We start from the raw sequence: 20695 nt of genomic DNA, 5'->3' as shown, positions 1-20695 counted from the left end.
TGTGATGCGCGTCGCGTTCGTGGGGAAGGGCGGAAGTGGCAAGACGACGCTGTCCGCTCTGTTCGCCCGGCAGTTGGCGCGATCCGGGGCACCGGTGCTGGCCGTGGACGGGGACATCAACCAGCATCTGGCCGAGGCGCTGGACCCCGCGGCGGACACGGCGCCCTTCGAGGCGCCGCCCCTCGCCGCGCATCTGAGTGACCTCAAGGACCTGCTGCGCGGTACCAACGCCCGGATCGCCTCCCGCGAGGCGATGGTCAAGACGACCCCGCCGGGCCGCGGCTCCCGGCTGCTGCGCCTGCTGGGCGACGACGAACTGCACACGCGGCACGTCCAGCGGGTCGGTGGCGTGCCGCTGATGGTGACGGGCGAGTTCGACGAGAGCGACCTGGGGGTCGCCTGCTACCACTCCAAACTCGGCGCGGTGGAGCTCTATCTGAGCCATCTGGTGGACGGCCCGGGCGAGTACCTGGTGATGGACATGACGGCCGGCGCCGACGCCTTCGCCTCCGGTCTCTTCACTCGCTTCGACATGACGTTCCTGGTGGCCGAACCCACCCGCAAGGGCGTCTCCGTCTACCGCCAGTACCGCGACAACGCACGCGAGTTCGGCATCCCGCTCGCCGTGGTCGGCAACAAGGTGACCGGCGAGGACGACCTGCTCTTCCTCAAGGAGGAAGTGGGCGACGACCTCCTCACCCACCTCGTCGTCTCCCCCTGGGTCCGCTCGGCCGAACGGGGTCGCCCACAGGGCGAGTTGGAGGAACCCAACCGTCACGCCCTCAGGCTGCTGCGCGAGACGGTCGACGCCCGCGAGAAGAACTGGCCGGCAATGCACCGCCACGCCGTGGAGTTCCACCTCCGCAACGCCCGCGCCTGGGCGGACGCTGCGACGGGCCAGGACCTGGCCGCCCAGGTGGACCCGGAGTTCGTCCCGGGCCCGGCATCACTTCACTGACCTGAGTGCCAGTCCCTCGCCGCTCAGGCGGGGTCGGATCACACCGGAACGGCGGCACCGCCCGTGAACGCCTTCACGTTCGCCACGAACCGCACGGCATCGTCCCGCCAGGGAAAGTGGCTCGCTCCCGGCTGCACGATGAGTTCCGCGTTCGGGAACAGTTGCGCGAACTCCCTCATCACCGGTGGCGGAGCCGCCGGGTCCGTCTCCCCCGCCAGGAGCAGGACCGGCGACGAGAAGGCCGTCAGCGCCTCACGGGTGGCAGCCGGGGAGAAGGCGCCCTGGGCCATGTGCGCGGGAGCAGCCTCGTGGTTCTTCGCCCGGTCTCCTGCCTCGTCGAAGGCGCGGGCCGCCTCGTCCCAGCGGGCGTGCCAGAAGGGGGCGACGGCGGCCCAGGAGTCGGCCGTGGCGCGCCCGGCGGTAACCGCTTCCAGCGCCGCGTACGCAGCGGCGAACCACGGTTCGTCCCGACGCAGACGGGCCGTGGCGAGACGGTCCTCGGCGGTGATCTGGAGACCGACGGCGTAGACGCTCGGGGTGATCAGCAGGAGTCGGGCGACGCGATCGGGGTGGCGGGCGGCGTAGAGCACCGCGAGGTTGGCTCCGGCGGAGTGCGCGAGGAGATCCATCCGGTCGAGGCCGAGATGCCCACGCAGGGCCTCGACGTCGTCGACCAGGCGATCGCACCGGTACGACGCCGTGTCCCGCGGAGTCGCCGACTCCCCCGTGCCCCGCGGATCCAGCCCGATGAGCCGGTGATGCGACGTGAGCCCGCCCAGGTCGCCCAGGTAACCGGCGGACTGCAAGGGCCCGCCGGGCAGACAGACCAGGGGCGGCCCGTCTCCCGACTCGTGGCAGGCGAGGCGGGTTCCGTCGGGGGCGGTGAAGGTGGACATGCGCCCGAGGGTCGCAGGACCGCGGGGGCGGATCAAGCGGATTCGGCTGCCCGAAGCCCGGATCCGCCCCTCGCGCCCGTGCACGCTACTGGCTGATGATCACGTCCTGTCCGGTGGCTCTCGCGAGCACCGTGGAAGTCCTTCGTCCGTGGATCCCCGCCGCCGACGGCGGACGCCCGGCCCGATGCCGTCCCAGGACGGGCCCCCAGCCGTTCGGGGTGTTCCTCGGTCCGGCCGCCACCGGCATGTTCGCGGCCCCGGACGCCTCGGTGACCGTGGTCGCCCGGGTCACCTCGGGCGTCGCCACGGTCCTGCTGCCGGCCGGCACCGGCCTGCAGCAGACGAGTAGGCGGTACGGCGGCGTCCCGGCGGCACACACGACAGCGTCGCCGCCGGGACACAGTGGCTCGGGCCTCCGCCACGAACGCACGCATTGACGAACACACGAACCCGCGGATCCGGTCCGCCTCCCCTCGACCGGGATCGCCCGCGGCTATCCCTTCTGCTCCACCCGCACCCAGTCCACCTCCGCCTGCACTCCCCCGCCGGCGATCCGGTCCACGCTCGACTGCGGCAGGCCCCAGTAAGGGCTGGTCACCTGGTTCCAGCCCGCCGGGTACGCGCCGCCGAGGGCGAGGTTGAGGATCACGTACTGGTTGTGGCCGAAGACCCACTGGCCACGGGTGGACTCCAGCTTGTTGCGGGTCGTCTCCTGGACGAGGCGGTCGTCGACGGAGAAGCGCATGCCGGTCGGCGTCCACTCGACCGCGTACGTGTGCCAGGCGTCGGCGCGGCCGCCGCTCGGGTAGGTCTGGCGGGCGCCGATGTTGCCGTCCGCCGAGTAGCCGGGGCCGTGCAGGGCGGAGCTGGTCCAGTCGGCGTAGCCGATGTTCTCCATGATGTCGGTCTCGCCGGAGGCCGGCCAGGACACGGAAGGGTCGTCGACATCGCTGCCCAGCAGCCAGAAGGCGGGCCAGAAGCCGTCGCCGACGGGCAGCTTCATCCGGGCGCTGACCCGTCCGTAGGTGAAGTCGAACCTGGTGTGGGTGTCCACGCGGCCGGAGGTGAAGTCGTAGGTGCCACCTGCCTGGGTGCAGCCCTTGCAGTACTTGGCCCGCAGGACGAGGGCGCCGTTCTCGGTGCGGACGTTCTCGGTGGAGTCGACGTACGCCTGTGCCTCACCGTTGACGGAGCCCATTTCCGTTCCGGTGCGTACCACCCGCCACTTGGAGCGGTCGAGGGAGGCGGTGGTGAAGTCGTCGAAGAACGCCGTCCGGTACGTGCCCTGTTGCTCGCCGGAGAGGGCGGGGTAGGCGGCGGAGGCGCTTCCGCCGGTGCCCCAGACCTCGAACTCGTAGAGGGAGTAGCCGAACTGGGCGGTGGCGGGTGCCGGGTTGTAGAAGGAGCGGCGCTCCTTGCCCAGCATGCGGACGTAACGGCCGGTGGCGGGCTGGGAGAGTCTTACGCTGTCGCGCAGACCCACCGCCTCCGACGGGGACTTGACGTTCGCGCGGCGGGCGGCGACCTCCGCCGCCGACGGCTGGTACACCGTGCGCCAGGTGCGGTTGTCGTCGGAGACCTGGAGTTGGTAGTCGACGGCGTAGGCCGCCTCCCAGTAGAGCTCGACGGTGTCGATCGTCGACGTCGCGCCGAGATCGACGGCGACCCAGCGGTCCGCGTTCCAGTCGCTCGACCAGCGGGTGGCGTCGTCCTTCAGGTTGGCCGGGTGGCCACCGTCCGTGACGAACGCCGGTGAACCGCCCGCGTGTTGGTAGTAGTTCGTGTAGGCCGGGTGGTTCAGGGCGAGGTTGGAACGCGACGTGGAGGCGGGGGCCGGTTCGCCGCCGAAGACCTTGAGGGAGTAGAGCGAGTAGCCGTACGGCGTGGCGCGTTCCAGGCCGCGCAGACGCAGGTAGCGGCCTGTCGCCTCCTGGGGATACGTGTGCGCGGTGACCGTTCCCCCGGTGCCGGCGGTCTCCGTGTAGAAGGGCGTCCAGTCGGTGCCGTTCTTCGACACCTCCAGGACGTAACGCTTGCCGTAGGCGGCCTCCCAGTCCAGGACGACGCGGTCGACGCGGATCGTGGTACCGAGGTCGAGCCGGATCCAGGCGTCGTCGGCGAAGTTGCTGGACCAGCGGGTGGCGGCGTTGCCGTCGAAGGCGAGTCCGGGGGCGGTGCCGCCGTTCTCGCTGCCGGAGGCGGTGACGGCAGCCGCGCTCGCGGCGTACGCGGCCGCGGCGCGGTCGGCGTCCCAGGCGGGTGCCTCTGCGGCGGGCGCCGCGGCCGCGCCCGGTGCGACGAGGGCCGGACCCGCGCTCAGCAGCGCCAGGGCGGCCACGGCGGTCAGGACGGTACGGGGAGTGCGAGCGGTGCGTGGTGACATGCGGCTCTCCTCGGTGGAAACAGATGATACCGATGTGTGATGTCGTGCTCATGACATTCATGGGGATGGGGCGCGGCGGGCGCGCGCTCCCGCACCCGCACCCGCCGCGCCCTGCCCTCAGGCGGCTTTCGCCACCCCTTCCCGGTGCCGGCGGATGATCTCCGCATAGTGGCGACCGGTGCCCTTGATCGTGCGGGCCTGCGTCCGGTAGTCGACGTGGACGAGGCCGAAACGCTTGTCGTAGCCGTACGCCCACTCGAAGTTGTCCAGCAGGGACCAGGCGAAGTAGCCGGCCAGGGGGGCGCCCTTGCGTGCGGCGGAGGCGCAGGCGGCGAGGTGGCCGGTCAGGTAGGCCTGACGCTCGGGGTCGTCGACGGTGCCGTCGGGGCGGACGATGTCCGGATACGCGGAACCGTTTTCCGTGACGTACAGCCGACGCGCTCCGTACTCCTCGGTCAGACGCAGCAGCAGTGTCTCGATGCCGCTCGGGTCGACCTCCCAGTCCATGCCGGTGCGCGGGACACCGTCCCGGCGGACGGAACGGGCGTGCGGGGCGGGCCCGTCGGGGTCGTCGCTCACCGTGGCCGGGAAGTAGTAGTTGAGACCCAGCCAGTCCAGCGGTGCGGCGATCGTCGCCAGGTCGCCCGGCTGTTCCGGGAGTTCCACGCCGTACACCTCGCGCATGTCGGCCGGGAAGCCCCGACCGTGTACCGGGTCGAGCCACCAGCGGTTGGTGTGGCCGTCCATGCGGCGGGCGGCGGCCACGTCCTCGGGCCGGTCGGTGGCGGGGTGGACGGTGGAGAGGTTGTTGACGATGCCCACCTCGGCGCGCGGGACCGCCGCCCGGATGGCCTGGACGGCGAGTCCGTGGCCGAGGAGCAGGTGGTAGGAGGCGCGGACCGCCGCCGTCAGGTCCGTGAAGCCGGGTGCCATCTTGCCTTCGAGGTGGCCGATCCAGGCCGAGCACAGGGGTTCGTTCAGGGTCGCCCAGTGGGTGACGCGGTCGCCCAGCCGTTCGGCGACGACCGACGCGTACGCGGCGAAGTGCTCGGCGGTGTCCCGCTCGGGCCAGCCGCCGCGGTCCTGGAGCGCCTGAGGAAGGTCCCAGTGGTAGAGGGTGACGGACGGGGTGATGTCCGCCTCCAGCAGACCGTCGATCAACTTGTCGTAGAAGTCGAGGCCCCTGAGGTTCACCGGACCGTCGCCGCCGGGCACCACACGGGGCCATGCGATCGACAACCGATAGGCGTTGGCACCCAGTTGGCGCATCAGGCCGATGTCCTCGCGCCAGCGGTGGTAGTGGTCGCAGGCGACATCACCGTGGTCGTCGCCCGCGATCTTTCCGGGTGTGTGCGAGAAGGTGTCCCAGATCGACGGCGAGCGGCCGTCCTCCGCCACGGCTCCCTCGATCTGGTACGCCGAGGTGGCGGTTCCCCACAGGAAGTCCTGGGGCAGGGCGGCGAAGTCGATGCTCACTGAGGTCCTCTCGGAAACGGGGTGGTTGCTCACTTCACGGCTCCGGCCGTCAGTCCGGCGACGAGATACCGCTGGAGCAGCAGGAAGCCGGCCACCACCGGCACGCTGACGACCAGCGAGGCGGCCATGATCTGGTTCCAGTAGACGTCGTTGAGGGTGGAGTAGCCCTGGAGTCCGACGGCGAGCGTGCGGGTGGTGTCGTTGGTCATGACGGAGGCGAACAGCACCTCGCCCCAGGCGGTCATGAAGGCGTAGACGGCGACCGCCACGATGCCGGGGATCGCGGCCGGTACGACGATCCGGAAGAGCGCGCCGAGCGGACCGCAGCCGTCGACCAGAGCCGCCTCGTCGAGATCGCGCGGCACCGAGTCGAAGTATCCGATCAGCATCCAGATGGAGAACGGGAGGGAGAAGGTCAGATATGTCAGGATCAGGCCGCCGCGCGAGCCGAACAGCGCGATGCCGGTGGCGTTGCCGATGTTGACGTACAGCAGGAACAGCGGGAGGAGGAAGAGGATGCCGGGAAACATCTGCGTCGACAGCACGGTGACCGTGAAGGCCCGTTTCCCACGGAAGTCGTAACGGCTTACCGCATAGGCGCTGAACACGGCGATCACCACGGAGCAGACCGTCGCCGCGCCCGCCACGACCAGCGAGTTCACGAAATACCTGGCGAGCGGGACCGTCGACCAGATGTCGATGTACGGGCGGATCGTCAGACCGCTGGGCAGCCAGCGGAACTCGCCGGTGACGTCGGCAAGCGGTTTCAGCGAGCTGGAAACCATCACGTACACCGGCAACAGCACGAAGCCGGTGAGCAGGGTGAGGAAGACCCGCCGGGACCAGAGGAACGAACGCGGTGGTGCCATGGGGGAGTCAGCGGGCATGCGAGGCCCTCCGTCCGCGCGAGGTGACGGCCAGGTAGACGCCCGTCACGGCCAGCAGGAAGAGCAGCAGCAGGACCGACATCGCCGAACCCGTGCCGAAGTTCCAGGTCACGAAGGACGCTTGGTAGATGTGGACCGAGATGAGATCCGCGGCTTCCGGAGCTGCCCTGCCGAACAGCACGAACGGCGTGTTGAAGTCGTTGAACGTCCAGAGGAACAGAACCAGGACCAGGACCTGGTTGACCGCGCCCAGGGACGGAAGGGTGATGCGGCGGATCTGCTGCCACATGCCCGCACCGTCCAGGGCGGCCGCCTCGTAGAGCTCGCCGGGGATGTTCTGCAGGCCGGCCATCACGATGAGGAAGGCGAACGGCCAGCCCTTCCACACCGAGACGGTGAGCAACGCGTAGAAACTGTTGTCGCCGATCAGCCAGAAGGAGGGCTTGTCGGTGAGGTGCAGCTGATCGTGCAGGACGTGGTTCACCAGGCCGTTGTCATGCTGGAACATGAACACCCAGGTGATCACGGCCGCGTAGACCGGCAGGGCGTACGGCACCAGGAAGAGCGCCCTCAGCAGCCCCCGGCCGCGGAAGGTGTCCTGCATGAAGATCGCCGCCGCGGTGCCGATCAGCCAGCACAGCCCCACCGAGAGCAGGGTGAAGCCGACGGTGACGAGGAACGAGTGCAGCAGGGCCTCGCCGACGGGAGCGTCGAAGTCCACCGACACCCGGTAGTTGTCGAGGCCGGACCAGGGGGCCGTGCCCCAGTCGCGGATGTAGAACTGGGTGAGCTCCTTGAAGCTCATCACGATGCCGATCACCATCGGCACCAGGTGAACGAGGAGTTCGAGGATCAGGGCGGGCAGGAGCAGCAGGTAGGGCAGTCCGATACGGCGGATCCGGCCGGGGCGCGGGCGCGGGGCCCGGCCGGTGCCAGGACGTGCCGGAGGCTTTTCGACCTCGGTGGTGATGGTCATCTGGCTCACTTCGTCGGCATCTGCTGCTGAGCCTTGGCGAGCTTGGCCTTCACCGACTCGGCGGTCACCGCACGGCCGGCGGCCGCGTCGGCGAACAGTTCCTTGACGGCCGTACCGATCACTGTCTCGAACTGGGACTCGTCGGCGACCTGCGGGAGCGCGGCGGCGCTCTTGGCGAGCGTGTCCTTCAGAACGGCGTTCGCCGGGGAGTTGAACCCGGGGTCCGACTGGGCGGAGGCGACGGGCGGGATGGTGCTGTAGGCCTTGTTGAGGATCTTCTGCTCCTCGTCGCCGGTCATGAACTTCACGAACTGGGTGGCGCCGCCGAGGTTGTCGGTGTTCTTGAAGACCGCCAGGTTGATGCCCGCGACCATCGAGTTGACCTGGGCGCCGGTACCGGGGGTGCCGGATTGCACGGGCACCGGGGCGATGCCGTACTTGTCCTCGCTCATGCCCTGGGACTTGAGGTTGGCGGACGCGGTCTGCCACAGCAGCATCGCGGTCTTCCCCTTGGCGAAGTCGCTCACCGACTGGTTCTGCGCGTACTCGGCGTTGCCCGGCGGGATGGCCTTGTCCTTCGCCATCAGGTCGACGTACTGCTTGACCGCAGAGACGGCGCCGTCGGAGGTGAAGTCGGGCTTTCCGTCGGCGGTGAAGAAGTCGGCGCCGTGCTGCTTCGCGAAGACGAAGACGTGATGGACGTTTTCCGAGACGTTCGCGCCCTCGGCGCCCAGGACCTGCTTGCCCTTCGCCTGGATCTTCTTCCCGTCGGCCACCAACTCGGCCCAGGTGACGGGCGGTTGAGCTATGCCGGCGTCGGCGAAGATCTGCTTGTTGTAGTAGAGGGCGTACGCCATCGAGTACAGCGGCACCGCGGCCGGGTCCTTGCCCTGCGCTCCGGTCGAGCCGAGCGCGGAGTCGACGAAACGGTTTCTGCCGCCGATCTTCGCGAAGTTCGCCTCGTCCCAGGGCAGCAGCGCACCTGTGGCCTGGAGCGAGGCCGACCAGGTGTTGCCGATGTTGAGGACGTCGGGACCCTGGCCGGATGTGGTCGCCGTGAGGATCCGGTTCAGCAGGTCCGACCAGGGGACGACCTCCAGCTTCACCTTGATCCCGGTCTGCTTCTCGAACTTGTCGAGTTCCGGCTGGAGGACCTTCTTGTCGACCTCGATGCTCGCGCCCTGGTTCGAGGCCCAGTAGGTCAGGGTCTTCGGCGACTTGTTGGAGCCTTCGCCGTCCGTCGAGGTGCCGCCTCCGCAGGCCGTGGCCGCGAGGGCGAGTGACATGACGACGGCGCCTGTGGCCGCGGCTCGTATGGTGCGCATGGGTCGGCTCCCGGTGTGTCATCAGGACTTAATTTAGGACGTGAGTTAAACCCCGGAAGAGGGCCGCGTCAAGTCTTCCGGCACAGTCCGGGGAACTCGGCTCCCCCTACTTGACGCGCACGTTCGGACAGTTGAAGCATTCAACGCCGAGAGAGCGCTCTCAGCTCAGCGATCGTTCACTTCCTTAAATCAGCCGCTCACTGCGAGCGGCCTGGACCGAGGAGAGCCGCCCATGCCCCACACTCCGTCGTCGGAGACGCCCGCCGTGCGCCGCAGAGCAGTCCTCGCCGCAGCCACCGCCGCGGCAGTTCCCGCCGTCGCCGGACTCACCGCCGCCCCGGCCTCCGCCTCCTCGCGTGGAAAGCGTTTGCGCGCTCTTCCCGGCGGTGGCGACCTCGGCCCGAACGTCCTTGTCTTCGACCCGTCCACCCCGGACATCCAGTCCCGGCTGGACGCGGTGTTCCGGCAACAGGAAGCGGCCCAGTTCGGCACCGGACGCTACGCGTTGCTGTTCCGGCCCGGCACCTACCACGGCCTCAACGCCCAACTCGGCTTCTACACCTCGATCGCCGGCCTCGGCCTCTCCCCCGACGACACGACCATCAACGGGGACGTGACCGTCGACGCGGGCTGGTTCGGCGGCAACGCCACGCAGAACTTCTGGCGTTCGGCGGAGAACCTCGCGCTCGTCCCGGTCAGCGGCACCAACCGATGGGCGGTCGCCCAGGCGGCGCCGTTCCGCCGGATGCACATACGCGGCGGCCTCAACCTGGCCCCGTCCGGCTACGGCTGGGCCAGCGGCGGCTACATCGCCGACAGCCGTGTGGACGGCGAGATCGGCCCGTACTCGCAACAGCAGTGGTACACCCGGGACAGCGCGATCGGCAGCTGGCTCAACGGCGTGTGGAACATGGTGTTCTCGGGTGTGGAGGGCGCACCCGCCCAGAGCTTCCCCGACCCTCCGTACACCACGCTGCACACGACCCCGGTCTCACGGGAGAAGCCGTTCCTGTACGTCGACGGCGCCGGCGCCTTCCGGGTCTTCCTGCCCGCCAGACGCACCGACGCGCGTGGGGTCACCTGGGGCAACGGCACGCCCCGCGGCAGCTCGCTGCCCCTGTCGCGGTTCTACGTCGCGAAGCCGGGCGTCTCCGCCGCCACGCTCAACCAGGCGCTCGCGCAGGGCCTGAACCTGCTGCTGACGCCGGGCATCTACCACCTCGACCGGCCGATCCAGGTGAACCGCGCCGACACCGTCGTGCTGGGCCTGGGCTACGCCACCCTGATCCCGGACAACGGCGTCACCGCGCTGAAGGTGGCCGACGTCGACGGAGTCCGGCTGGCGGGCTTCCTCGTGGACGCCGGACCGGTCAACTCCCCGGTCCTGCTGGAGGTCGGTCCGGCCGGCGCGTCGCGCGACCACTCCGCCAACCCCACCACCGTCCAGGACGTGTTCGTCCGGATCGGCGGGGCGGGCGCCGGAAAGGCCACCACCAGCATGGTGATCAACAACCGGCACACGATCGTCGACCACACCTGGGTCTGGCGCGCCGACCACGGCGAGGGCGTCGGCTGGGAGACCAACCGGGCCGACTACGGCGTCGTCGTCAACGGCCACGACGTACTGGCCACCGGGCTGTTCGTGGAGCACTTCAACAAGTACGACGTGTTGTGGAACGGCCAGCGCGGTCGCACGATCTTCTTCCAGAACGAGAAGGCGTACGACGCGCCGAACCAGGCGGCGATCCAGAACGGCTCGGTGAAGGGTTACGCCGCCTACAAGGTCGGCGCCCACGTCACCGCGCACGAGGGCTGGGGTCTGGGCAGCTACTGCTACTACAACGTCGACCCGACGATCGTCCAGCACCACGGCTTCGCCGCCCCCAACGTTCCGGGTGTGAAGTTCCACGACCTGCTGGTGGTCTCCCTGGGCGGCCAAGGCCAGTACGAGCACGTCATCAACGACCTCGGGGCGCCGACTTCCGGCACCTCGACGGTGCCGTCGACCGTGGTGTCGTATCCCTGATCCACCCGCTGTCCGCGATCCGGCCCTGAGGGAACGGCCCTGAGGAACGCGGCCCGCGCGGCACGCGCCGGAGGGGTGACGCGCGGCCCGCGCCGCACGCGCCGGAGGGGCGGCATGAGCCTTCGGTCCGTGCCACGGACACCAGGTGTTCGTGGCACGGACCGACGAGGTGGCGTGCGGTCCACTGCCTCGCGGTGAGGCCCGGGCCTACCGTGCCGTCGCCGGCGCGGGCGCCGAGGAGGGCGCCGGGGCGTACCCCGTCGGCCGGGCCGAGAAGGTGCCCCGGCCCTGGGTGCGGCTGCGCAGCCGGGTCGCGTAGCCGAACAGTTCGGCCAGCGGCACGGTGGCGGTGACGACCGCCGAACCGCCGCGCACAGTGGAGTCGGTGACCCGCCCGCGCCGTGCGGCCAGATCGCCGAGGACCCCGCCGACGGCGTCCTCGGGAACGGTGACCGTGACCTCGACAACCGGTTCCAGCACGACCATCGCACAGCCGCGCAGGGCTTCCCGGAGCCCGAACCGGCCGGCCGTCCGGAAGGCCGTTTCGGAGGAGTCCTTCACATGGGTCGCCCCGTCGGTCAGGGTGACCCGCAGCCCGGTGACCGGGTGTCCGCCCACCGGACCCTCGGCGAGGGCGTCCCGGCAGCCTGCCTCGACCGCGCGGACGTACTCCTGCGGCACCCGTCCACCGACCACGGTCGATCGGAACGCGAAACCGGTTTCTGCCGCACCTCCCGTCTCATCGGCGCGGAGCGGCTCGACATCGAGCACGATCTGCGCGAACTGCCCGGCGCCCCCGTCCTGCTTGACATGCCGGAAGACCAGACCGGACACGCCGCGGGCGACCGTCTCGCGATACGTCACCCTCGGACGCCCCACGGTGACCTCCAGGCCGAGGCTGCGGCGGATCTTCTCCACCGCCACCTCCAGGTGCAGTTCACCCATGCCCGACAGCACGGTCTGCCCGGTCTCCGGATCGGTCCGGACGACCAGCGAGGGGTCCTCCTCGGCCAGCCGGGCAAGAGCGGAAGCCAGCCGGTCGGCGTCGGCGCTCGTGCGCGCCTCGACCGCCACGGAGACGACCGGATCGGTGACCCCGGGCGGTTCCAGGACGACCGGCGCACCCGGCGCGCTCAGCGTCGATCCCGCACGGGCCGACTTCAGCCCGATCACGGCCACGATGTCCCCGGCGACCGCGCGTTCCAGCTGGGCATGCCGGTCGGCCTGCACCCGCAGGATCCGGCCGATCCGCTCGGTGCGCCGTGCGCCCGACTCCCATACCGCGTCTCCCTTCCGGATCGTGCCCGAGTACACCCGCAGATAGGTGAGCCGGCCCGTGGGGGTCGCGACGACCTTGAACGCGAGCGCCGCGAACGGTGCGGCGGGGTCGGCGGCCCGTCGCTCGCCGGTCTGCGGCATACCGTCGACGCCCTCGCGCATACCGCTCTCGGCATTTCGCATACCGTCGCCACCGCCAGGCACACCGCATACAGGCGGCACGTCCAACGGCGACGGCAGATAGGCGACGACGGCGTCGAGCAGCGGTTCGATCCCGCGGTTGCGGTAGGCCGAGCCGCACAGCACGACCACTCCGTCGCCCGTGCGGGTCAGGTCGCGCAGCGCACCGGAGAGGGTCTCGGCGGAGAGCGTCTCCCGGTCGCAGAACTCCTCCAGGGCGGCCGGGTGCCGCTCCGCCACGGCCTCCTCCAGCAGCCGACGCCTGCGCAGCGCTTCCTCGCGAAGATCCTCCGGCACGTCGTCCTCGACGGCCGTCTCGGCGCCGTCGCTCCAGGTCAGCGCCCGCATGCGCAGCAGGTCGACGACGCCGGTGAAGCCGTCCTCCGTGCCGATCGGCAGGTGCACGACCAGCGGGACCGGATGGAGCCGTTCCCGGATCGACGCCACCGCGGTGTCGAGGTCGGCCCCCACCCGGTCCAGCTTGTTGACGAACGCGATCCTCGGTACACCGTGCCGGTCGGCCTGGCGCCACACGGACTCGCTCTGCGGTTCCACGCCCGCCACGGCGTCGAACACCGCCACCGCACCGTCGAGCACCCGCAGGGATCGTTCCACCTCGTCGGCGAAGTCGACGTGGCCCGGGGTGTCGATCAGGTTGATGTGGTGACCGTCCCAGTCGCAGCTGACGGCCGCGGCGAAGATGGTGATGCCACGGTCGCGCTCCTGGGGGTCGAAGTCGGTGACGGTCGTGCCCTCGTGGACCTCGCCGCGCTTGTGCGTGGTCCCGGTGGCGTACAGGATCCGCTCCGTGACGGTGGTCTTGCCGGCGTCGACGTGGGCGAGTATGCCCAGGTTGCGCACGGCGGAGAGCTGACGGTCGAGGTGGTTGCGCACGGCCCTTGGCCTTTCGGGGTGTTTCCGAGAAACGGGCGGCGCGATTTTCCGGACGAACACCGAGACACGTCGGTCGACGTGCGAGTGTGCCGACGCTCCGTAAGTTATCGGCGCATCGGCGGGGGCAACGCGGTGATCAGGCGGTCGTCAGGACATCCGGTGCCGGCCGCGCAGCGAGCACCGGACGGACGGAGACACGAGGATCACCTCGTAGCGGGATCGGGGAGCGACGGCAGCGGTGTGGTCACGCATGGCCGGGCCCCCCTCGTTCGTCTCGGTACCGCGCTGCCCGTGTCGTGGGCGGCGCTCGGTTCTGGCGAGTGTAGGGGCGACGAACTCCCGCCGCACGGGATTATTCGCACCGTCCCGCCGACCGGGCCGGCGCCCGCCTGTCCTCCGGCCCGGCGGGAGCGTCCGTCGGTCACGCGGGAGCGGCCTGCTCCGCCGGGTAGAACTGCCTGCGCACCCGCCGCAGCCACGCGTCGGCGGCCGTTTCGTCGGGCTGTTCGGGCAGCGCGCTGCGCGTCGCGGCGAACGCCTCCTCGAAGCCGCGCAGCAGCGGCAGGGCGGCTTCGGGATCGGCGGCGACCCGTTCACCGAACGCGTGGTAGCTCTCGGGGTCGTCGACACGGATCGTCAACCGCCCTGTGGCGTACAGCTCGTAACCCTGGGTGCACAGCCGCTTGAGGTGACGCGCGTGCTTGGCGGTCCGCTTGCGGGTGTCCGCGGCGAGGGGCCCTTCGCTGCGGTTCCGCAGTCTGCGGAACTGCTGCGTGGCGTAGCCGAGATAGGCGTCCCGGACCCGGCGGGCGCTGAGCAACGTCCCGCGCAGGGCTATGAGTTCGTCGCCGAGCGGGGACCGCACCTCGTACAACTCGTCAGGCAGCCAGACGAGTTCCATCACCGTCGGGTTGCCGCCCAGGGCGAGCCGGCACCACTTCGCGGCCTCGTGCAGGGTCCGGTCGGGCGCCGTGCTGACGTGCGACTCCGTCGGCCGGTGCAGGCCGTGCAGATCCTCGGTGGGGGCGGCGAACATGCCGAGACGGTCCACGTCGGAGCCTTCGCGGGCGAGCCCGTAGGCGGTCGAGCCGACGATTCCCGACAGCAGGATGTTGGTGACGGTCACAGGTGCCCCCGGTCGTTCCCCGATGGTGATCCCCCGCCCCCGTGGACGGGCGGCAGAACCGCCATGATGCCCCGGCCCCGACCCGGACCACCTCGCATTTTCCGGCCCGACGGGCCGCTCCACCGGCGCCCGGTCGCTCGCTCCGCCCCTCCCGCCGTGTCACCCGTACGGATCAGTGCGCTGGTAGAGCGGCCCGGCCGGTGGTGCCGTGTAGGGGCAGAGGCAGCACCAGCAGAGCCCACGGGGTGCCCGGCAAGCACCCAGGTCGACGAGAGGAATCCCTCGGGAACCCGCCCGGGGCGCGCCCACGCGGGGACCGGCCCCGTCCCGCCCCGTCCCCGAACCGTCCTCAGGAGGTATTCGTGACCAGCCCTCGCCTGTCGTCCCGCCCGTCCACCCCGCCGCGTCCCGCCGGGCCGTCCGGTCCGGCCGGCCCGACGCGTCCGGGCCGTCCGACCCGGCTGCTGGCCGTCGCCCTGACTGTCGGAACGCTGCTCGCCACGGCCGCCTGCTCCGACGACGGGGACGGCAGCGCGTCGAGCGACCCGAGCACCACCGCGACCCCGTCCGCCGGCCGACGGACCGCCACCGCGTCCCCCACCATCACGCCGCTCACCTCGGCCGGCGCGCAGACGGCGCTGATCACCGCGGGGGACCTCGAGGACAACTGGACGCAGGTGAAGACCGCGGCCGGCTGGCGGAACCGGCTGCTCATCGGCACGGTCGACGCCGCCCAGTTCCTCACCGGCAAGACGCAGGCGGCGGACTGCCAGCGCCTCCTCGACGGGCTCTACGACGAGGACCTCCTGGGTGCCCCGCCCGGCCCGTCGGCGCTCACCGGCTTCACCGAGGGAGACTCCCGGCTGCTCTACCAGGTCGCCGCCTACCGGTCGACCGCCCTGGACCAGTCGTTCGACTGGCTGAAGACGCTGCCGACCGCGTGCGACCAGTTCAACGCGGTCGGCTCCGACGGCTCCACCCGCACCGTGCAGGTCGTCGAGGCCTCCCTGCCCGAGGTGGGCGACACCCGGCAGGGCCTGACGGTGACGGTCGCGGGCCCCTCCGGCGGCACCCCGGTCACCCTCACCATGGACGTCGCCGTCGTACGGGTGGGGGACGACGCGATCACGGTCACCAACGGCGGTTCCGACGGAGCGGACCACGACAGCACCGAGGACGCGGTCAGCCACGGCACGACGCGACTCAAGGACGTACGGGAAGGGCGCACACCGGCGCCCGAGCCCAGCGAGTTCGACTGAGCGGCGGCCGGTTGCCACCTCTCTCCGGCCTTCTTCCGCCGCCTGGCACCAGGTACACCGCGGCGGTGGCGGGCGACCTCATCGCCTACGTGGAGGCCTACACCCGGTTCCACCTGGGCCTTCCCGCGCCGGCCGGCAACGCCCATCTCGCCGAGGTCGTCCGCGAGCTGCGCGGCCGGGCTCGCCCGTACGGCCTGACCGCGCTCACTCTCCGCCTCGGGCCGCCTGCTGGCCTCCGCCGAGGAGCAGGTGGAGCTGCTGGACGCCCTGCTGTCCCGTGACGAACAGGCCGTGCGTGCGCGGTGATGACCCGACACCTCGGCCATGTGCGGGGGCTGTGGGCCGCCGCCCGCGAGTGGCGACTCGTCCCGGAGTGGGCGGCTCGCCCCGTGACGTCCCCACTACCCGTCCCCTTTCCCCCTGCCACCTCGGGCCTCGGATCCCGCCTGTGATCCTTGTCGCGGGTGTGCGACGCGTGGGGAGAGTGCCGCACGGGCATTCAACTGCGCGTGTGCGTAAGGATGGTGTCGATTCCGTGGGGGAACGTGTGAGCCTGTGTCTGATCGGTGCGGGTCTGTCCGGGCTGGCCACGGCACACGCCCTGAAGTCCGAGGGCCTCGACTTCGTCTGCCTCGAGAAGGCGTCGGACGTGGGCGGCCTCTGGCGGCAGCCTGGGGCCGGCGAGCGCGGTCCGGGCTATCTGTCGCTCCACCTCAACACCAACAAGCAGCTCACCGGTTACGCCGACCGTCCGATGCCGGCCGGGTATCCGGTCTACCCCTCCCACAGCCAACTCGCCGCGTATCTGCGCTCCTTCGCCGAGTGGGCCGGCCTGCTCGACCACATCGAGCTGGAGACGACCGTCGAGTCGGTGCGCCGGGCGGCCGACGGGTCCTGGACGGTCGTCAGCCGGGATGCGCACGGTACGCGCACCACGCGGGACTTCAGCCAGGTGATCGTCGCCTCCGGACACAACACCGAGCCGGTCCTTCCTGTCCCCGCACCCGGTTCCGAGACCTTCAAAGGAACGATTCTCCATGCGCTGGACTACCGCGACGGCAGCGACTACGCGGGACAGCGTGTCGTCGTCGTGGGACTCGGGGCCTCGGCGGTGGACATCGCCGCCGACCTCTCCAGATACGCCGCCCAGACCGTCCTCTCGGTACGCCGGGGCCTGCACATCCTGCCCAAGCAGCTCTTCGGCATACCCCTGGACGACGTCGCCGAGGCTCCCTGGTGGACGACCATGTCCCTGGCGGAGCAGCGCCGGTTCATCGAGCAGGCCCTGCTCGTCGCACGCGGCAGGCTCTCGGACTACGGCCTGCCCGAGCCGGACCACCCGGTCTTCGCCTCGGCCGTGACGATCTCCGACGAGATCCTCACCCGCATACGCCACGGCGGGGTCGTCCCCAAGCCCGCGATCGACCTCGTCGACGGCGGCCGGGTCGTGTTCACCGACGGCACCTCCGTGCCCGCCGACGCGATCGTCCACTGCACCGGCTACCGCATGGCCCATCCCTTCCTGCCACCGGACTGCCCGATCGGTCCGCAGGGCTCGGTCGAGCTGTACAAGCGGGTCGTCGCGCCCGGCCACCCCGGGCTGCACTTCATCGGCCTGGTGCGCCCGCACGGTTCCGTCACCCGGCTCGTGGAGGCCCAGGCCCGCTGGGTCGCCCGGCTCCTCGTCGGCAAGGCGACGCTGCCGGAGCCGGAGGTCATGCGCAAGGAGATCGACGCGTACCTGGGGGGCGTCGCGGGCCAGTACGGCCGGACCCAGGGCGCGTCGATCCAGGTCGATGTGGCGCCCTACCTGGAGGAACTGCGCAACGAGTGACGGCCCGTCGCTGACGCGAGCCGGCCGCCGGATCGGCCGCGGATCGCCGCCGCGCGTCGAGAGGCCGCCCGGGCGGTCTGGGCGGCTGCGTGCGCGCTGCTCGTGGGACGAGGGGAGCGGTTCGACGACGTCGGCGTACGGCTCCCCCCGAGGTTCTGTTCCGCGGGGTGCGGTGGTACCGCTGCTGCTACGGGTGGCGCTGTTCTACGGGTGGCCGTGTTCTACGGGTCGCGCCGTTCCATGGGTGACCGTGTCTACGGGTGGCGCTGTTCCACGAGATCCGCGGTTTCATGAAGTCCGATGTTCCACCGAAGCCGCCGTACGGGTCCCGGCGGTCCGCGGACGGTGCTGGTCCATCGGTCGTGCGGACGGCTGTCGCCCGGTCACCGCCGCGGCCGACAGGGAGACGGTGGGCGGCGCCGGGGTGGACAGGGCAGCGGCGGGCACGGCGGCCGTCGGCGGCCGCACCTCGTACGCCTCCGAGGAGAGGTAGGTGAGGATCCGCGGCGGACGGCCCTGCTGATGGGCCAGGCCCAGATAGGCGACCAGCCCCACACCGTCCTCCGGCCGCCGCGAGGTGACGGCGGCGGCGGCGCGCAGCACCGGTGCGGGGTCGATGCCGTAGTGACCGAGCAGCGCCGTCGCCCGGTCCAGGGCCTCGCCGTCGTGCCGGGCGTAGTCCCGCACCGGGATGTAGAGGGTGAACCCGCTCGGCACACCGGTCCCCGTGTCGGTCAGGGCGTGGCAGGTCTGGACGGGCCGGCGCGCGAGCCGCGGCTCCCCTCCTCCCCCGGCCCCCTTCCCGGCTCCCTGTACGGCTCCGGCGCCCACTCCCCCTCGGAGGCCGTCGGCATCGGCGCCGGGCCCGGACCCGGCCACGATACGGAAGAACTCCTCGACCTCCGCACGGCCGGGGCCGCCGTCCATGCGGGACAGGGTGCACGCCTGCGCGGCCGAAAGGTCGTGATGCGCGAGGTAGACCTTGACCCGCGGCTCCGTCCAGTCGCCCAGGTCCAGGGCGAAGAACACGTGACGGTCCCCTTCGGGGAGCGCGTCGAACGCCTCCCGGTGCCCCAGTCGCTTCAGCGCCTTCCGTACGGTCTTGGCGGCACGCTTCTCGCCGGATGCCGCGGGATTCAGATAGACCTTGACCTTGGGGACGCCACCGGGACGCAGCTCCAGCGCGCACCACAGCGCCAAGGGGCCTTCGGGTGCGGACGGGAAGAAGAGGTCCGCCAGGTCGTCGAGCCGATCGGTGGCGAAGCCCCAGCGCCGCCCCATCTCGCGCACCACGGCGAGGCCGGTGCGGCCGTCCTCGGCCAGGTCGGCGGCGCCGGCGCCCGGCTCCAGCAGGACCCGCAGGGTCGGTGCGGCCCCCGGTTCGCAGGAGAGGGAGAACTCCACCGGGGTGTGGTCGTCGGAGAGAAAGCTGTGGCCGGGCGGCGGCAGATCCAGGGACCGCTGCGCCACGGGCCCCAACGCCTCGACGAGGGTCCGCGCGTAGAGCGTGGAGTCGGCTCCGGACAGGCCCGCGACCTCGGCCAGTCGCAGCAGCTGACGGGCCGCGTGACCGCCGAGGGTCTCCCGGCCCGCAGTGCCCGGAGCCTCGGCACCGGTGGCGGTCATCGGGCCTCTCCCCGGGGGGCGGGGCGGGCAAGAAGATACCCGCCTGGTGAGGCGGGTATCTGGGGGTGCACGACGGTCGGATGTTGTCTGAAATCGGCGTCGGTGGATATGTGGTCCACGACACCTCCTCTGGTGTGTGAGCAACACGGAATGCCGCGTTCCTCACTACCCGCGAGGTTGAAATGTCATGCAGTGGTGAAGAGTTGACGGGTGTTGCGTGAATCACCTCGTCAGCCAGTTGAGGAACTGGCTCCACACACCCGCGCGTTCACCCCTGCCACCCGTCGTGGTCGGTGCCTGACGCACGGGTGCCTCGGTGCGCGTCGGGGCGGACCTGTGCGCGATCTGCACCGGCGTGAATTTGGCGGGCAGCACGGTGAGTCCGCGGTTGAAGGGGCCCGGCCGCCAGGTCAGGCTCTCCGTCGGGACGGCGAGTTCGACGTCCGGAAGCTTGTTGAGCAGGTTCTCGATGGCCGTCACGGTGATCTGCCGGGCCGGCTCCTTGGACGGGCAGGCGTGCGGGCCCGCGCTCCACGCCAGATGGGCGCGGTTGCTGCCCGCCTGCCGGGCCGCCGTCAGTGCCGGGCCGGTGTTGGCCGCGGCGAAGCTGACCAGCAGCAGGTCGCCGGCGTGCACCTTCTGGCCGGCGAACTCCATGTCCCCCGCGGGGTAGTGCGGTGCGAGATTCTGCATCGGCGGGTTCTCCCACAGCGTGTCGTCGATCGCCTCGTCGATCAGACCACCCTGGTGGGCGTACGTGTCGTGGGTGAGCAGCCGGTGCAGGGTGTTGCCTATGAGGTTGCGCAGCGGCTCGTTGCCGGCCACGAGCAGAAGAGCGATCTGGTGGACCAACTCCTCGTCGGTGAGCTTGGCCGGGTGTTCGATCAGCCAGGAGGGGACGTCGTCGCCCGGCTTGGCCCGCTTGAGAGCCACCAGCTCGCCGATCGCGCCGAACATGACCCCGACCGCCTGCTCGGCGTTCACACCGTCGAACATGCCGGTGATGCCGAACACGACGCGGTCACCGATGTCGGCGGTGCAGCCGAAGAGTTCGTTGAACACGAACAGCGGCAGCTGCTTGGCGTAGTCGCCGAGGAGGTCGGCCGAGCCACGCGGACCGAACTGCGATATCAGGTAGTTGGAGACCTGCTCGGTGGTCCGGCTCAGCTTGCGCGTGTCGACGCGCGCCATGCTGTCCGTGATCGCCTGACGGAGCCTCAGGTGCTCCGCGCCGTCGCTGAACATGGCGTTGGGCCGGTACGACAGCAGGGGCGCGACCGGGCTGTCCGGGGGCACCCGCCCTTCGTTCAGGTCGCGCCAGCGGCGCGCGTCCTTGCGGAACGCCCCGGAGTCCTGAAGCAGTTGGAGTGCGACGGCGTAATCCGTGATGAGGGTCGCCTCGACTCCAGGAGCGAGTTCGACCGGCGCGGTCGGCCCGAAGTGACGCAGGTAGGTGTAGTAGGCCTGCGGGTCGGCGGCGAACTCCGTGCCGTACAGAGGCACTCTGCCGCCGGCCTGGTGCGCCGGGCACCCGGGCGGGGGCACGGGTGCGGTGGGTCGGTCCATGTCTC

At 70.7% G+C, this 20695-nt stretch carries 15 protein-coding genes and 1 pseudogene; 6 read left to right on the top strand and 10 right to left on the bottom strand.

Features of this window, described 5'->3' with window-relative positions; genetic code table 11:
- The first annotated feature begins 4 nt into the window (after window positions 1–4).
- Window positions 5–958, top strand: a complete 954-nt coding sequence (locus QF030_RS33400) for an ATP-binding protein (protein ID WP_307166284.1) — start codon at window positions 5–7, stop codon at window positions 956–958.
- Window positions 959–996: 38 nt separating this feature from the next.
- On the opposite strand, the gene QF030_RS33395 is transcribed toward QF030_RS33400, so the two are convergent.
- Window positions 997–1854 (bottom strand): alpha/beta fold hydrolase, encoded by an 858-nt coding sequence (locus QF030_RS33395; protein ID WP_307166283.1) that lies wholly within the window; start codon window positions 1852–1854, stop codon window positions 997–999.
- A 95-nt stretch (window positions 1855–1949) separates the two neighbouring features.
- Here QF030_RS33395 and QF030_RS33390 point away from each other — a divergent pair, with 95 nt between their 5' ends.
- Window positions 1950–2291, top strand: a complete 342-nt coding sequence (locus tag QF030_RS33390) for a hypothetical protein (RefSeq protein ID WP_307166282.1) — start codon at window positions 1950–1952, stop codon at window positions 2289–2291.
- 56 nt (window positions 2292–2347) lie between these two features.
- Here QF030_RS33390 and QF030_RS33385 read toward each other — a convergent pair whose 3' ends face one another.
- The 5 genes from QF030_RS33385 to QF030_RS33365 form a co-directional block, all read right to left on the bottom strand.
- Window positions 2348–4237: a discoidin domain-containing protein gene (locus QF030_RS33385; RefSeq protein ID WP_307166281.1), complete on the bottom strand. Its 1890-nt coding sequence runs from the start codon at window positions 4235–4237 to the stop codon at window positions 2348–2350.
- A gap of 117 nt (window positions 4238–4354) precedes the next feature.
- Window positions 4355–5713 (bottom strand): GH1 family beta-glucosidase, encoded by a 1359-nt coding sequence (locus QF030_RS33380; RefSeq protein ID WP_307166280.1) that lies wholly within the window; start codon window positions 5711–5713, stop codon window positions 4355–4357.
- Between the two features lie 29 nt (window positions 5714–5742).
- The gene (locus QF030_RS33375; RefSeq protein ID WP_307167778.1) at window positions 5743–6582 is read right to left on the bottom strand and encodes a carbohydrate ABC transporter permease; all 840 of its coding nucleotides are present in this window, start codon (window positions 6580–6582) and stop codon (window positions 5743–5745) included.
- Window positions 6583–6589: 7 nt separating this feature from the next.
- On the bottom strand, window positions 6590–7576 hold the full coding sequence (locus QF030_RS33370; RefSeq protein WP_307166279.1) for a carbohydrate ABC transporter permease: 987 nt from the start codon (window positions 7574–7576) through the stop codon (window positions 6590–6592).
- 5 nt (window positions 7577–7581) lie between these two features.
- Complete coding sequence (locus tag QF030_RS33365) at window positions 7582–8901, bottom strand: ABC transporter substrate-binding protein (protein WP_307166278.1); 1320 nt, start codon at window positions 8899–8901, stop codon at window positions 7582–7584.
- Between the two features lie 232 nt (window positions 8902–9133).
- Between QF030_RS33365 and QF030_RS33360 the strand changes: the two genes are divergently transcribed.
- Window positions 9134–10927, top strand: a complete 1794-nt coding sequence (locus QF030_RS33360; protein ID WP_307166277.1) for a coagulation factor 5/8 type domain-containing protein — start codon at window positions 9134–9136, stop codon at window positions 10925–10927.
- A 207-nt stretch (window positions 10928–11134) separates the two neighbouring features.
- Here the strand turns inward: QF030_RS33360 and fusA are convergent, their stop codons facing one another.
- Window positions 11135–13279: an elongation factor G gene (fusA, locus tag QF030_RS33355; protein ID WP_307166276.1), complete on the bottom strand. Its 2145-nt coding sequence runs from the start codon at window positions 13277–13279 to the stop codon at window positions 11135–11137.
- Window positions 13280–13700: 421 nt separating this feature from the next.
- Window positions 13701–14405 (bottom strand): nucleotidyltransferase domain-containing protein, encoded by a 705-nt coding sequence (locus tag QF030_RS33350; protein WP_307166275.1) that lies wholly within the window; start codon window positions 14403–14405, stop codon window positions 13701–13703.
- Between the two features lie 461 nt (window positions 14406–14866).
- Here QF030_RS33350 and QF030_RS33345 point away from each other — a divergent pair, with 461 nt between their 5' ends.
- The 3 genes and pseudogenes from QF030_RS33345 to QF030_RS33335 all read left to right on the top strand — a co-directional run bounded on the left by QF030_RS33345 (window position 14867) and on the right by QF030_RS33335 (window position 17498).
- A complete protein-coding gene (locus QF030_RS33345) occupies window positions 14867–15664 on the top strand; it encodes a hypothetical protein (RefSeq protein WP_307167777.1) in 798 nt (265 codons plus the stop codon).
- 56 nt (window positions 15665–15720) lie between these two features.
- Window positions 15721–16011 (top strand): annotated as a pseudogene (locus tag QF030_RS33340) (FCD domain-containing protein); the annotation flags it as partial.
- Between the two features lie 200 nt (window positions 16012–16211).
- Complete coding sequence (locus QF030_RS33335) at window positions 16212–17498, top strand: flavin-containing monooxygenase (protein WP_307167776.1); 1287 nt, start codon at window positions 16212–16214, stop codon at window positions 17496–17498.
- A gap of 288 nt (window positions 17499–17786) precedes the next feature.
- Here the strand turns inward: QF030_RS33335 and QF030_RS33330 are convergent, their stop codons facing one another.
- The gene (locus tag QF030_RS33330) at window positions 17787–19124 is read right to left on the bottom strand and encodes a tryptophan dimethylallyltransferase family protein (RefSeq protein WP_307166274.1); all 1338 of its coding nucleotides are present in this window, start codon (window positions 19122–19124) and stop codon (window positions 17787–17789) included.
- Between the two features lie 222 nt (window positions 19125–19346).
- Window positions 19347–20690, bottom strand: a complete 1344-nt coding sequence (locus QF030_RS33325) for a cytochrome P450 (RefSeq protein ID WP_307166273.1) — start codon at window positions 20688–20690, stop codon at window positions 19347–19349.
- Between the last annotated feature and the right edge of the window lie 5 nt (window positions 20691–20695).

The organism is Streptomyces rishiriensis (assembly GCF_030815485.1).
GTDB lineage: Bacteria > Actinomycetota > Actinomycetes > Streptomycetales > Streptomycetaceae > Streptomyces > Streptomyces rishiriensis_A.
Note: the sequence above shows the minus strand (reverse complement) of the source record. Positions and strands in the feature narration are given on the sequence as shown.

Coding starts and splice junctions, on each gene's coding strand:
- QF030_RS33395 (WP_307166283.1), bottom strand. CDS start 1,854: ATGTCCACCTTCACCGCCCCCGACGGAACCCGCCTCGCCTGCCACGAG.
- QF030_RS33370 (WP_307166279.1), bottom strand. CDS start 7,576: ATGACCATCACCACCGAGGTCGAAAAGCCTCCGGCACGTCCTGGCACC.
- QF030_RS33400 (WP_307166284.1), top strand. CDS start 5: ATGCGCGTCGCGTTCGTGGGGAAGGGCGGAAGTGGCAAGACGACGCTG.
- QF030_RS33325 (WP_307166273.1), bottom strand. CDS start 20,690: ATGGACCGACCCACCGCACCCGTGCCCCCGCCCGGGTGCCCGGCGCAC.
- QF030_RS33390 (WP_307166282.1), top strand. CDS start 1,950: ATGATCACGTCCTGTCCGGTGGCTCTCGCGAGCACCGTGGAAGTCCTT.
- QF030_RS33360 (WP_307166277.1), top strand. CDS start 9,134: ATGCCCCACACTCCGTCGTCGGAGACGCCCGCCGTGCGCCGCAGAGCA.
- QF030_RS33375 (WP_307167778.1), bottom strand. CDS start 6,582: ATGGCACCACCGCGTTCGTTCCTCTGGTCCCGGCGGGTCTTCCTCACC.
- QF030_RS33365 (WP_307166278.1), bottom strand. CDS start 8,901: ATGCGCACCATACGAGCCGCGGCCACAGGCGCCGTCGTCATGTCACTC.
- QF030_RS33385 (WP_307166281.1), bottom strand. CDS start 4,237: ATGTCACCACGCACCGCTCGCACTCCCCGTACCGTCCTGACCGCCGTG.
- QF030_RS33330 (WP_307166274.1), bottom strand. CDS start 19,124: ATGACCGCCACCGGTGCCGAGGCTCCGGGCACTGCGGGCCGGGAGACC.